Below are 12,150 nucleotides of genomic sequence, written 5' to 3'. Positions count from 1 at the left end.
AAAAAAAACCCTGCTTTCGCAGGGTTTTTTTTGACTCAGTTCAGTGCTTAGTGAGCAGCGAATTGGTTCATTGTGTTTTTAGCATCATCGTGCGCTTTAAGAGCGTTGTCACCAGAGAAGATTTCTTTGTGATCATCACCGATGTCAGAACCCGCCATTGCTTGGTGTTTAACACAAGCGATACCACCACGGATTTCTTTACGTTGTACGCCAGCAACATAAGCCAACATACCTTCAGAACCGAAGTAACCTTGTGCAAGCTCATGAGTAGAAAGAGCAGCAGTATGGTAAGTCGGAAGTGTGATCAAGTGATGGAATACACCAGCTTCACGAGCAGCATCTGCTTGGAATGTACGGATCTTAGCGTCTGCATCAGCAGCTAATTCAGTAGCATCATACTCAGCGCTCATTAATTTAGCACGGTCGTAAGCAGAAACGTCTTTACCTTCAGCAACCCAACGGTCGTAAGCTTGTTGACGGAAGTTTAAAGTCCAGTTGAACGATGGGCTGTTGTTATAAACAAGCTTCGCATTTGGAACAGTTTCACGTACACGGTTAACCATGTGAGCGATTTCTTCTACGTTTGGAGTCGCAGTTTCGATCCAAAGAAGGTCAGCACCATTTTGAAGGCTAGATACACAGTCAAGTACAACACGGTCAATTTGAGTGTCAGCACGGAACTGATATAAACCAGAAGCTAAACGCTTAGGACGGTGTAATTTACCATTACGCTTGATCAAGATTTCATCTTCTTGAGCATCAGCAATGTCAATTTCAGTTGTGTCTAAGTAGCTGATGTATTGAGAAGCGATGTCACCTGGCTCTTTAACCACTGGGATTTTTTGAGTCAAGTCAGCGCCTTCAGAGTCAGTACGCGCAACGATGATACCGTCATCAAGACCCATTTCTAAGAATGCATAACGTAATGCATGGATTTTAGAGATGAAATCTTCGTGTGGAACAGTTACTTTACCAGCTTGGTGACCACATTGTTTCGCGTCAGATACTTGGTTTTCGATTTGTAGTGCACAAGCACCAGCTTCAATCATTTTACGAGCAAGTAAGTAAGTCGCTTCTTCGTTACCGAAACCAGCATCGATGTCCGCAATAATTGGTACGATGTGAGTTTGGAAACCGTCGATTTGAGCAGTGATTTCAGCAGCTTTAGCAGTATCGCCTGCTTCGTTTGCTTTTTTAAGCGCACGGAAAAGGTCGTTTAATTCTTTCGCATCAGCTTGACGTAAGAACGTGTAGATTTCTTCGATCAACGCAGGTACTGAAGTTTTTTCGTGCATAGATTGGTCAGGAAGTGGACCGAATTCTGAACGAAGTGCAGCTACCATCCAACCAGAAAGGTAGATGTAACGACGGTCAGTTGTACCGAAGTATTTTTTGTTCGCAATCATTTTTTGTTGTGCGATGAAACCGTGCCAGCAGCCTAAAGACTGTGTGTATTGGCTAGAGTCAGCATCATAAGCAGCCATATCACGACGCATAATTGCAGCTGTGTATTTAGCGATATCTAAACCAGTTTTGAATTGGTTTTGCATTTGCATACGTGCAGCATCTTCTGGGCTAATATCGCGCCAAGTGCTACCGAATTTTGCTTTTAATTCGCGGATTGCATCAATCGCTGTTTGATATGTAGTCATGATATTTCCTGTAATAATATTAGGATTTTCTTCAACGAAAAGCTAAAATCAGACCCTCAAGCTTTTGCTTAGATTTAGAGCGCTTCGTTGCGATGAATACAGATTAGATTGACAGAATAAATTAATCCAATATTCTGCATTAATTTTCAGTATTTATTTAAAAAATACATAGATAAAAGTCTAATTATATTTCGATAAAACAAAATTAAGTAATTGTTATTATTAAACTTAGGTAAAATAAGAAAAACCTGAAAAACACATACTTTGTCGAATATTTCTTCATTAGACTTAAGTCTCGGCCGTTGAAAAAAAGAGTCCCAACCGAAAATCAATACTTAATGTGACCGAAATGACAAAAGTTCAAAACTCAGTAAAAAAGTATTTATCACGCTTTTATTCCACCAATAACAAGCCATTTTCTAAGCAATAATCTGAGCCTCAATTCACACATATTGAGACATTTTTTGGGCTGAGACTCCCTCTATTTTTAAGCATAAAAATCCATTTCCTGAGAAAATGAAGGGGGTATTCTTTGTACAACCCGATGCTTTTTTTTTCGTCAGTTTATTACACAAGCCCGATGGCTTATGGCATAATGCAAATAATTTCATGATTTTATTCTCGGTATTTATTTTATGAATCTGGAGCGGGTTGATCTAAACCTCTTAATTTACTTGGACGTACTTTTACGCGAAAAAAATGTAACCCGAGCAGCTGAACAATTGGGTGTCACCCAACCAGCAATGAGTAATATTCTACGTCGTCTTCGTAACTTATTTAATGATCCCCTGCTAATTCGCTCTTCTGAAGGTATGACACCGACCGAACGAGCATTAGAATTACAACCCCGCATACGTGACGCTCTTTCTGATCTCTCCATGATTTTGGAACCTCGTACCGAGTTCCGTCCTTATACTTCAAACCGTGTTTTCCGTATTATGACTTCGGACTATGCCGAAGCTACCTTAGTTCCCCGCCTCGTTAAAGCACTGCGTTCAGAAGCACCCAATGTGGTCTTAGACTTCTTAACCCCAAGTGATGTGTCATATCGTGATATGGAACAAGGTAAAGTTGATCTAGCCATTAACCGATTCAATGAAATTCCACAAAGCTTCCACCAAGTTTTGGTTTGGCGTGACAGTTTTTCATGTTTGCTCAATGGTAAACACCCTGCTGCCAGCAACTTAAACCTAAAAAGTTATCTCGATGCACAGCATATTTGGGTCTCTAAAACAGGTATGGGCGTTGGTTTCGGTGTTAACCCTGAAAAACAAGCAGGCTTAGGTTGGATTGATCAAGCTTTAGAGCGGATTGGCCAAAAACGTAAAATTTCGGTTTTCACTCGACATTATCAAATGCCTGCACTATTGGCTTCAAATGTAGACTTAGTCGCGACTTTACCTACCCGTATTGCACGCCTACAAGCCAAAAGTCAAAACCTCCTGATTAAAGATCCACCTTTTTATATTCCAGAATTTGAGTTGAAAATGGCATGGTGTCCACTGTTGCATCACCATCCTGCACATCGCTGGCTCAGACAACTGATTCTGTATGTGGCACGTCAAATGATTGAGGAAGAAAATCGTGAGTTTTTAGGCAATAACTCGCAATTCTCACATTATTAAGCATTCAAGCTCTAAATAATTCATTTTCATACCAATAACTCAGGTATGATAGAAGACAGTAAGTGATTACTGTCTTTATTTTTTTGTGTTAAAAATATTCATAATAACGATGAATCACAGGTGGATTCCGTGAGCCTTTTTCAAAACATAGTTATCATTCTAGTCCTGATTGCTGGGGCGGGTTTCTTGTCTCTGACAGAAATTGCACTGGCAGGAGCACGTAAGGTCAAGCTGAAAATCTTGGCTGAGTCGGGCGATGATCGCGCACAGAAAGTTTTGAATTTACAAGAAAATTCTGCTGACTTCTTTGCCGCTTCACAAATTGGCTTAAACGCAGTGGCAATCTTGGGCGGTATTTTAGGTGAAGGAGCTTTTCGTCCTTACTTCATGAGCTTTGTTTCTCGCTTTTATACTGGCCCTTGGTCTGAAACCATTAGCTTTGCTCTATCTTTCACTTTAGTCACCTCGCTGTTTATTTTGTTTGCTGACCTCATGCCGAAACGTTTGGCCATGATTGCCCCAGAGAAAATCTCTATTGCGGTGATTAATCCCATTCAGGTGTTTATTAAGGTCTGCAAACCTTTGGCATGGATTATTAATGCCCTTGCCAACTTGTTATTCCGCCTGTTTAAAGTGAATACCACCCGTGATGACAACATTACCTTTGATGACATTTCTGCAGTGATGGATGCTGGTGCGCAAGCAGGAGTCCTGCAAAAGCAAGAACACCATTTCATTGAAAACGTATTTGAACTTGAAGAGCGGAACGTGCCTTCAAGTATGACCACGCGTGAAAACGTGGTGTATTTTACTTTAAATGAATCCGAAGCCAGTATTCGTCAAAAATTGGCTGAATATCCTTATTCTAAGTTTTTAGTCTGTAGTGAAAATATTGACGATGTAATTGGCTATGTCGATGCCAAAGACATTCTGGTCCGTATCCTGAATAATCAATCTTTACTGCAACTCAATGAAAGCACCATTCGTAATGTTCTCACCATTCCAGACACATTAACCCTGTCTGAATTGTTAGACCGTTTTCGCTCCACCAAAGAAAAGTTTGCAGTGGTGATTAACGAATATGCTTTGGTCGTGGGCGTTATCACCCTGTCAGACATTATGATTACGGTCATGGGCGATTGGGTTACTCCGATTGAAGCCGAACAACAGATCATTAAACGTGATAATAATTCATGGCTGATTGATGGCAGCACGCCGATTGAAGACATGAAGCATGCACTGGCCATTGATGAAATGCCGGATGAAGAAAATTATGAAACTTTGGCTGGTTTTATGATGTACCGTCTACGCAAAATTCCACGCCCTGCCGATACCGTAGAATACGCTGGCTTTAAATTTGAAGTGGTCGATGTCGATCATTTTAAGATTGACCAACTTTTAGTGACGCGCTTACTTGAAGAAACACTACAGCCTGAAACCAAAACAGTGGATGAATAGAAACATCGCCTTGAATCAAAACCTTGCAACTGCAAGGTTTTTTTTGGCTTCAGATTTAACCATATGGAGTTATACAAAATAAGTATCTTAACCATACTTTATAGATATATATTATTTATTAGAAAAATAGAACGAAAAATCACATATGTTTAAGAGCATTTAAAAATCATGCCGAATTGCATACTATCGCTGTCACTTGATGAATAAACAGACTTAACACGTTCAAAGGATTGATTCATGCTGACCATTTTAGGTTTAGGCATGATTATGTGCTTCATGTACTTAATCATGTCCAAACGACTGAGCGCTCTTGTTGCTTTAACTTTAATCCCTATCATTTTTGCATTACTTACTTATGTTTTAAGTCTCTTTGTTGACAACCTTGCTGGATTTGATATTGCTGAACTTGGCAATATGATGATGGAGGGAATTAAAAAACTCGCTCCTACGGGCGTAATGCTCCTTTTCGCAATCCTTTATTTTGCAATTATGATCGACACGGGTTTATTCGACCCTTCAGTGAAGTGGATTTTAAAGCAGGTTAAAGGCGATCCTTTAAAAGTGACCCTAGGCACCATTACACTGACTTTAATTGTTTCTTTAGATGGTGACGGTTCAACCACATACATGATCTGTGTTGCCGCAATGCTCCCGCTGTATAAGCGTATTGGTATGAGCCCTTTAATTATGGCTTGTCTGATGATGCTTGCGAGCGGAATCATGAACTTAACTCCATGGGGTGGACCAACGGCACGTGCGGCAACTGCATTACATGTCGATCCAAACGATGTTTTTGTTCCGATGATTTTACCAATGCTGGTTGCAATTGGCTGGTTATACTTCCTCGGCTTTATGTATGGCCGTATGGAGCGTAAGCGCATTGGTATTGTGGAATTAGATATTAGCCATGGTGACAGTATTCAGATTTCGCAAGAACCTGAAGCCAACCGTGCCCACTTAAGATGGTTTAACGCACTACTGACTTTGGTCTTGATGGTCTGCTTAGTGATGGGCGTTTTACCTGCGGCGATTCTGTTCATGGTTGCCCTGTGTATTGCCTTGGTGGTGAACTATCCAGATTTAGACATGCAAAAACGTTTGGTTGGTAACCACTCGGCCAGTGCCTTAGCTGTAGTCGGGATTATCTTCGCGGCAGGTATTTTTACCGGTATTTTGTCGGGTACAGGTATGGTTGAAGCCATGTCTCAAGAATTGGTTGCCATTATTCCAGAAAGTATGGGGCCGTATTTAGCACCAATCACGGCTGTGATTAGTATGCCGCTGACCTTCTTTATGTCGAATGATGCCTTCTATTTTGGTGTACTGCCTGTATTGTCTGAAGCTGCTGGACACTATGGTATCACCCCTGTGGAAATGGCTCGTGCATCGATTGTCGGTCAACCTGTACACTTACTGTCTCCACTGGTTCCATCGACTTACTTACTCTGTGGGTTGGCAGGAATTAACTTCGGTGAACACCAAGAATTTACCATCAAGTGGGCGGTGATTACCTGTTTAGTGATGCTGGTTACAGCAATGGTCTTTGGTATTTTCCCACTTTACTCAACGCTGGGCTAATTAAATACCTACACTAAGTTATAACGAAACTTAAGCTCAATAATCGATAAATACCCGATGTATCACATCGGGTATTTTCATTTATAATGCCTTGATATAACAATACAATAGAGTCAAGCTTATGTCTTTTTCATTGCCTGCTATTTTGGCATGTACTTTCTTTTATTCTGCGCTGTATCTGATTTACTATTATTTCGCCCAATACAGCCACACACTGCTGATCGTAAGTGCGATTGTTTTGCTGATTTTAGCATGGCGAATTACACCTTATGCTTATGAACGTGGGCAACGCAGCTTTAATGATACTCTGTCTTTTGGACAGTATTTTTGGGATCCACTGATTACATGGTGGCGACTGTTCATTTGGCCTATTAGCTTATTACTGGCTTGGATTTTTCATAGTTAAATAGAAGCCATAAAAAAGCACCCGAAGGTGCCTTTGATACTGCGATCTTAACGACCATACAATTCAAGCAATTTATCTAAAGTCGCTTGATAGTGAATGGTAATATCTTCAGATAAAATTTTATATGCGCTGTCAAACTGAACCATTGGCCAACCTTCTTTCCAAAATGGGAAGATGTTGTGCAAATCATGGGTCACAGTCGCATCTTCACGTACAATGGCTTGTGCTACTTGCGACAAAACTTGTGCTGTTTCCGCACCATCAATCGCCATGTAGTCAATCCCACGTACTTTTAAAATACGGATGCGGTCTTTCTTATAGCGAATTTTTTTGGCTTGACCTTCATTCAGGCCCAATGCCAAAGCTACAGCTTCAACAAATTTGCTTTCAAAAGATTGGTTCAAAGCCACAATTGCAAGTTTATGTGCTTCTTGACGACCCGCTTTACCACCCTTAAGAATCTCTTCTTTTGCCTCTGTATCAAGCTCATCGTCTTTCATAGACTGCAAAATGTCTAAAATTTCGATATCACTTAAAGATTCAGGAGAATGATCAGTCATGAACTGCCCTTAGACAAAAAAATTGAATCCGACATTTTCGCATAATTCAGAGTGAAAAAGCGATATTGTTGTGCTTTTCTCTGTGAATATTCTGTTTCACGTATTTTTTTGAGTCATCACCTTCCAAATCTACTATAGTAAAGGCTATTTTTCTCATACGCTCTTTTTTTGACGATGCAATCCAAACAAGTTCAACTGTTACTGCAACAATTAGAGACCCTTTACCCTGCCGCATTTAAACGTAATTACTTGCTTTATAGTCAAATCAAAACACGCGGTATTTTAGATGACCAGCGTGAAATTATTCCGTGGGTTTTGGCCGTGATGATTTTTATTCCAATCAGCTTAATTCTGAAAGATTTTTACTTAACTCACTTGGAAAATCTCGACCCGCTCCAAAGTCACAGTTATGCCATTATTAGTATTTTATTGGTGCTGATGTGGGTCTTACCTTTTGTCATTAAGCAAATTAAACATTCATCAAACTCCCTATATCAACTACAACGTCATGCGCCCTTCAAACTCGCTGCCGTAATTCTTTTAAGTGGACTAAATCTGGTGTTCCTTGAAAGCAGTTTGCTGATGTGGATCTTGTTTTATTTTGGTGTGAACTTTGGTTTTGTGCGCTTCTATAAAGAAAATTTATTTCGAGACCACAGCCAGTCGGTTGAACATCACCAGTTACAACAACTCAGACGTGTCTGTTTTTGGGCCTATAAGCAAACGGTCAAATCTCGACTCCAATTACGCTTTAGCTCCCATCAATCTGAAGATTATCAAGCACGGAAAACCCAGTTGGGGCATGAAGCAGATTTGTATGTGCAACTGCTGAAGTATGAGCATGCTTACTGTAAGCAGATTAAGCACATCGATCTCGACAGTTATATCGATGAGAAACTATAAAAAAACCGAGCAGTGATGCTCGGTTTTTTCTAAGGTCATTTTAATTTTATGCCGTTTGCTTTAACGCACTGACTGGCGATAATGTCGGGTCTAATATCACTTGATGCGAGCGAGTTTCATCAACGATGTATTCTTTGTGCTTAATGCTATCCACAAAAATCCAATCCGCTTGCACCTGTTCTGCAGTAAAACGGACTTTCAAATAACCGCGTTGATTCAAATTGCAATAATTTAACTCCTCAATCAAGCTGGTAAACGCAAATTCAAATGCTTGTAGTTGCTGCATCGGAATGGACAAATATTTCTCCAACCCAGGAGAAGAGACTGAACTGGTTGCCAACTCCACGCCAACCAATACCCCATCTTTACTCGATAAATCTGAAGCCCAAGCATTGTGGGTATCTCCAGCAAGGACCACAACTTTTTTCTTAAGTTGTGCCAAAGTACCATACAAAATTTCACGCTCAGCAAAATAGCCATCCCACGCATCTAAGTTATAAGGTGCAGTAACCGCAAGACGTGCTTTCTCCTCTGGACTTACGGTTGGATCACCTGCATCCATTCGAGCTTTAATTTTTAATAGTTCAGTAATTTGTGTGGTGATTTTGTTTAAAGTCTCAGGACTAGGATTGCCTGCTGTAATTTCTGCCAGCGACATTAACAATTCTGCTGGAACAAACATTTTGCTCATCAGAATCTGCTGGCCGAGTACATTCCATGTTGCCGTAGATTGCTGAAGTTTCTGCAATAACCAATTTCGCTGCTCTACACCCATCAAGGTACGCGCAGGATTGATTAAATCAGCTTGGAATTTTGCAATATCTAAACCTGTAGCAGTCATATAGTTTGCATAATCTAATTGCACATTACGCGCAATAATCCGTGTATCGAGCATCGTCAGTTGAACAAGCGTGCCAAAATCAAATTGACGATAAATCTTGATATGCTGATCATCAATTGGACGGATTGGCATCCACTCAAAATAGGCCGCTAGTGCCGCAAGTTTACGTTCAAGGAAATCGCCTTCAGTATCTGACTGATGATTTTCAGCACCCTTTTCCCATGTATCATTTGCGAGTTCATGGTCATCCCAAATCACAATAAAAGGATGACGTTGATGCGCGGCCTGTAAATCCTGATCTAGTCGGTATAAGGCATAACGTTTACGATAATCATCTAAGCGAATAATTTCTGCATTGTTATCATCTGCCAGTGTGCGCCCCATCGCCACCGCCTCTTCCGTTGCATATCCGCCCATGCCATATTCGTAAATGTAATCCCCCAAATGAATCACAACATCCACATCCTGTTTGGCCATTTCTTTATAAACATGGAAATAGCCCGCTGGATAATTTGAACATGAGCACACTGCAAACTGTACCGACTGTACTTGCGTTGCCAAGGTTTTGGTTTGCCCAGTGATCGAATATGTCGACGCAGATTTAAAACGGTAGAAATAAACTTGCCCCGCAGCAAGTCCCGTCACATCCACTTTCACAGTAAAATCTTGTGCAGCCGTGGTCAGCACCTTTCCTGTTGCTGTAATGTGTTTAAAGTCTGCATCTTTTGCCACTTCCCAGAGCACCTCTAAACGCGCGCTGCTGTCCGTCGGTGTTACACGTGTCCAAATGATGACTTGAGTTTGTAAAGGATCACCACTGGCAACCCCATGCAAAAATTGCACTTGCGTGTTGGGCTGTGTGTTTGAGTCGGCGTCATCACCACAAGCAGTCAGTGAAATAGGTAAAGATAAAGCACCAAATCCTGCCAAAGTTTTTTGAATAAGTTCTCGGCGGTTCATTTTTTTTGTCATGTGGATTGCCTAAAGACGATATGGACTTGAAATTTATGCGAAAAAGATGACATTCATATCTCAAGTCGATGACACTTTTATGAAGCTTGAACAAGTGCAGCACAGTTAATTTTGCTATTTTTTAAACATAAACCGCTGAATTGATTGAAAAGAAAGCAAATAATCACAAATAGACTTGCCAACTTTTATTTCGTCCTCTATTATTGCGCTCATGCCCGAGTGGTGAAATCGGTAGACACAGGGGATTTAAAATCCCCCGCCCACAAAGCGTGCCAGTTCGAGTCTGGCCTCGGGCACCATTCTTAAGCTAATTAAGATGGTGCAATAAAAAATCCAGCGATATGCTGGTTTTTTTATGTCTATAATTTATGCATCGAAGCACATAACAATCACAATATGAAAAAGAACACTCTCATTATCATTTTATGCCTAATTTTTTCAAACATCGGCCATGCAGAAACACTCTCTCAACAAACGGGTAGCGACACGTTTTATGACTTGTTTGCAGGCACGATTATTGAAAAAGACCACCAACTTTATTTACATGTGTGTAAATCAGTAGATGCTCATTTTAAATTAAGCTTTAATCACACTAAAGATGAGCAACATATTCGTGAGCTCATGAAAAAGCATCCAAAATTTTGGCTGAATCTCAGTGCAAATGCTGAAATGGTCGAAGGCGAATACCTGATGACGGTCGATGCGATTGGAGATGAGCATTTAAATCAAAGCTGTCATCTCACCGATCTTTTAGATGAACTGTAACAGCAATCTCAGCTTCTAAAGCAAAAACCAACTGCACTTGAAATGAGAGAGTGACTCACCACTCTCTGTTCACCACCAATTCTTCCATTTCAATATCCATAAACCCAGCATCTTGTACCACCATCATCATCGCTTCAGCAATAAAATCGGCAGCAGAATCATCTAACGACGAATCCAGATCTTCAAAATGTGGCTTCATTTCATTAATTTCAGCCACTGTGGCATTGGCATATTGATAAATATCACCCTCAGATTTTGCTTTTACAATTTTTTTAGCAAAAGTCTCAACATGCTGCTTCACTTCAGCAACAAGAATATCGGGATAATATTCATCATCAAACATAGGGAGAAGTAAATCTGCAAACATACAGGCACTCAAAACGAGAAACTTAAAAAACGAGTCTGTATAACATAAACCAAACAAATCACCAAATAAAAAAGCAGCATCTCAAAATGCTGCTAGTCTAAGAATCTGATATAGATCAAATTTTCAAATTAAATCATTAGCCCAGCATTCCGCCACCCCATTAAGCCATATTCATCGCTTGCCAAACTTTGATCGCATCACTCATGGCTTTGACATCATGGGCGCGCACCATACACGCGCCTTGTTGAATACTCAGCAAATGTCCCGCTACGGAACCCACGGCCCGCTGCCCTGCATCGGCCCCACCTAAAGCTTCGCCGATAAAGCGTTTCCGTGACAATGCGGACAAGATGGGATACCCGAGCTGATTCAGCTGATGGAATTCTTTTAAAAGCTTAAGGTTCTGCTTTGCATTTTTAGCAAAGCCAAAACCCGGATCAATCATGATATTTTCAGCTTTGACACCAGCCTTGAGTGCATCCGCCACACGCTGGGAAAGCTCAGTCATCACATCTAGAGTGACATTATCATATTGATCTAAACCATTCATGGTGGTCGGTTCACCACGCATATGCATGATGATCACTGGAATATTCAGTTCAGCTGCCGTCTCTAAAGCATTCGGGCGTGTTAATGCTCGTACATCATTCCAGATATGCGCACCTGCTGCGACCGCTGCTTGAATCACTTCAGGTTGAGAGGTATCAATCGAAATGACCACATCAAGTTCAGCCAAAGCTTCCACCACTGGGACGACACGACGAATCTCTTCCTCAACCTCAACTACAGATGCACCTGGACGTGTAGATTCCCCCCCAACATCGATGACTGTCGCCCCATCCGCAATCATTTGCTTAGCATGTGCAATCGCTTGTGCTTTGCCATTATGTTTACCGCCATCACTGAACGAGTCTGGCGTCACATTTAAAATACCCATCACATGCGGTACCGACAGATCGAGTGATAGCTCATCACAACGTAGGATTTTCTTCGGCAAAGCCATCAATTGCATGTGATATTCTC

Annotated in this window: 11 protein-coding genes and 1 tRNA gene; 7 read left to right on the top strand and 5 right to left on the bottom strand. The window is 41.0% G+C overall.

Features of this window, described 5'->3' with window-relative positions; translation table 11 throughout:
• Window positions 1-47 precede the first annotated feature (47 nt).
• Window positions 48-1,652, bottom strand: coding sequence for an isocitrate lyase (locus WH214_RS04130; RefSeq protein ID WP_004982675.1), 1,605 nt, complete (start codon window positions 1,650-1,652; stop codon window positions 48-50).
• Window positions 1,653-2,287: 635 nt separating this feature from the next.
• Here WH214_RS04130 and WH214_RS04125 point away from each other — a divergent pair.
• The 4 genes from WH214_RS04125 to WH214_RS04110 all read left to right on the top strand — a co-directional run bounded on the left by WH214_RS04125 (window position 2,288) and on the right by WH214_RS04110 (window position 6,719).
• Window positions 2,288-3,277, top strand: coding sequence for a LysR family transcriptional regulator (locus tag WH214_RS04125; RefSeq protein ID WP_005400438.1), 990 nt, complete (start codon window positions 2,288-2,290; stop codon window positions 3,275-3,277).
• Window positions 3,278-3,406: 129 nt separating this feature from the next.
• Window positions 3,407-4,735 carry a hemolysin family protein gene (locus WH214_RS04120; RefSeq protein ID WP_087013174.1) on the top strand — a complete coding sequence of 443 codons (1,329 nt, stop codon included), beginning with the start codon at window positions 3,407-3,409 and terminating at the stop codon, window positions 4,733-4,735.
• Between the two features lie 237 nt (window positions 4,736-4,972).
• On the top strand, window positions 4,973-6,313 hold the full coding sequence (locus tag WH214_RS04115) for a CitMHS family transporter (protein WP_005400436.1): 1,341 nt from the start codon (window positions 4,973-4,975) through the stop codon (window positions 6,311-6,313).
• 121 nt (window positions 6,314-6,434) lie between these two features.
• The gene (locus tag WH214_RS04110; protein WP_339422345.1) at window positions 6,435-6,719 is read left to right on the top strand and encodes a hypothetical protein; all 285 of its coding nucleotides are present in this window, start codon (window positions 6,435-6,437) and stop codon (window positions 6,717-6,719) included.
• 47 nt (window positions 6,720-6,766) lie between these two features.
• On the opposite strand, the gene WH214_RS04105 is transcribed toward WH214_RS04110, so the two are convergent.
• Entirely contained in the window at window positions 6,767-7,279 is a 513-nt protein-coding gene (locus WH214_RS04105) for a hypothetical protein (protein ID WP_087013169.1), read from the bottom strand.
• A gap of 174 nt (window positions 7,280-7,453) precedes the next feature.
• Between WH214_RS04105 and WH214_RS04100 the strand changes: the two genes are divergently transcribed.
• Window positions 7,454-8,182: a hypothetical protein gene (locus tag WH214_RS04100; protein WP_151836790.1), complete on the top strand. Its 729-nt coding sequence runs from the start codon at window positions 7,454-7,456 to the stop codon at window positions 8,180-8,182.
• Between the two features lie 46 nt (window positions 8,183-8,228).
• Here the strand turns inward: WH214_RS04100 and WH214_RS04095 are convergent, their stop codons facing one another.
• Window positions 8,229-9,995: an alkaline phosphatase D family protein gene (locus WH214_RS04095; RefSeq protein WP_339422344.1), complete on the bottom strand. Its 1,767-nt coding sequence runs from the start codon at window positions 9,993-9,995 to the stop codon at window positions 8,229-8,231.
• Between the two features lie 213 nt (window positions 9,996-10,208).
• On the opposite strand from WH214_RS04095, the gene WH214_RS04090 reads away from it, so the two are divergent.
• Window positions 10,209-10,294 (top strand) — tRNA-Leu (locus tag WH214_RS04090).
• A 97-nt stretch (window positions 10,295-10,391) separates the two neighbouring features.
• A complete protein-coding gene (locus tag WH214_RS04085) occupies window positions 10,392-10,760 on the top strand; it encodes a hypothetical protein (protein WP_339422343.1) in 369 nt (122 codons plus the stop codon).
• Between the two features lie 55 nt (window positions 10,761-10,815).
• On the opposite strand, the gene WH214_RS04080 is transcribed toward WH214_RS04085, so the two are convergent.
• Window positions 10,816-11,127, bottom strand: a complete 312-nt coding sequence (locus WH214_RS04080) for a DUF5713 family protein (protein WP_004982696.1) — start codon at window positions 11,125-11,127, stop codon at window positions 10,816-10,818.
• A gap of 160 nt (window positions 11,128-11,287) precedes the next feature.
• A complete protein-coding gene (folP, locus tag WH214_RS04075) occupies window positions 11,288-12,139 on the bottom strand; it encodes a dihydropteroate synthase (RefSeq protein ID WP_339422342.1) in 852 nt (283 codons plus the stop codon).
• Window positions 12,140-12,150: the final 11 nt, after the last annotated feature.

The sequence above is a fragment of the Acinetobacter sp. MYb191 genome, from assembly GCF_037572605.1.
GTDB classification, from domain to species: Bacteria; Pseudomonadota; Gammaproteobacteria; order Pseudomonadales; family Moraxellaceae; genus Acinetobacter; species Acinetobacter johnsonii.
The sequence above is the reverse complement of the archived record's forward strand: the minus strand, read 5'-3'. Positions and strand labels throughout refer to the sequence as shown.

Excerpts from the sequence above, each read along its gene's own strand:
- WH214_RS04130 (WP_004982675.1), bottom strand. The coding sequence starts at position 1,652 with ATGACTACATATCAAACAGCGATTGATGCAATCCGCGAATTAAAAGCA.
- WH214_RS04125 (WP_005400438.1), top strand. The coding sequence starts at position 2,288 with ATGAATCTGGAGCGGGTTGATCTAAACCTCTTAATTTACTTGGACGTA.
- WH214_RS04115 (WP_005400436.1), top strand. The coding sequence starts at position 4,973 with ATGCTGACCATTTTAGGTTTAGGCATGATTATGTGCTTCATGTACTTA.
- WH214_RS04110 (WP_339422345.1), top strand. The coding sequence starts at position 6,435 with ATGTCTTTTTCATTGCCTGCTATTTTGGCATGTACTTTCTTTTATTCT.
- WH214_RS04105 (WP_087013169.1), bottom strand. The coding sequence starts at position 7,279 with ATGACTGATCATTCTCCTGAATCTTTAAGTGATATCGAAATTTTAGAC.
- WH214_RS04100 (WP_151836790.1), top strand. The coding sequence starts at position 7,454 with ATGCAATCCAAACAAGTTCAACTGTTACTGCAACAATTAGAGACCCTT.
- WH214_RS04095 (WP_339422344.1), bottom strand. The coding sequence starts at position 9,995 with ATGACAAAAAAAATGAACCGCCGAGAACTTATTCAAAAAACTTTGGCA.
- WH214_RS04085 (WP_339422343.1), top strand. The coding sequence starts at position 10,392 with ATGAAAAAGAACACTCTCATTATCATTTTATGCCTAATTTTTTCAAAC.
- WH214_RS04080 (WP_004982696.1), bottom strand. The coding sequence starts at position 11,127 with ATGTTTGCAGATTTACTTCTCCCTATGTTTGATGATGAATATTATCCC.
- folP (WP_339422342.1), bottom strand. The coding sequence starts at position 12,139 with ATGCAATTGATGGCTTTGCCGAAGAAAATCCTACGTTGTGATGAGCTA.